At 52.7% G+C, this 446-nt stretch carries 1 pseudogene; it reads right to left on the minus strand.

Annotation, left to right across the window (positions count from 1 at the left end):
* Positions 1–251 (minus strand): annotated as a pseudogene (locus Q1A34_RS21970) (hypothetical protein); the annotation flags it as partial.
* Between the last annotated feature and the right edge of the window lie 195 nt (positions 252–446).

Below are 446 nucleotides of genomic sequence, written 5' to 3' on the forward strand. Positions count from 1 at the left end.
TCTCCTGGATCTGAGACCTCACCATTTGGGTTTACAGGTTCCTCCAGCGGCGGCACCGGGGTTTCCTCTTCTTCTTCCATCACAGGCTCGGGGTCTGTAACCTCTCCTGGATCTGAGACCTCACCATTTGGGTTTACAGGTTCCTCCAGCGGCGGCACCGGGGTTTCCTCTTCTTCTTCTATCACAGGCTCAGGGTCTGTGGTGGGGGGGATGATGTCTTCGAAGATTTGCCTAAAGAGAGTGCCAAACATTACATATTTCCCTTATTACACATGGACTGTGAGGACATATTCTGTTGATGCTTCTGGCGAGTTAATTTCATCCGTTAATGAAGAGAAAAATATTAATAAATTGGCTGAAAGGGTCATGTGCACCCGGTGTCTGGCTGAAGGCCGGCAAGGGGCGTCTGACGCTGTCGGGCGCGGGGGTGGATGCCGCCCTGCAGG

Source organism: uncultured Roseobacter sp., from assembly GCF_947491795.1.
GTDB lineage: Bacteria > Pseudomonadota > Alphaproteobacteria > Rhodobacterales > Rhodobacteraceae > Roseobacter.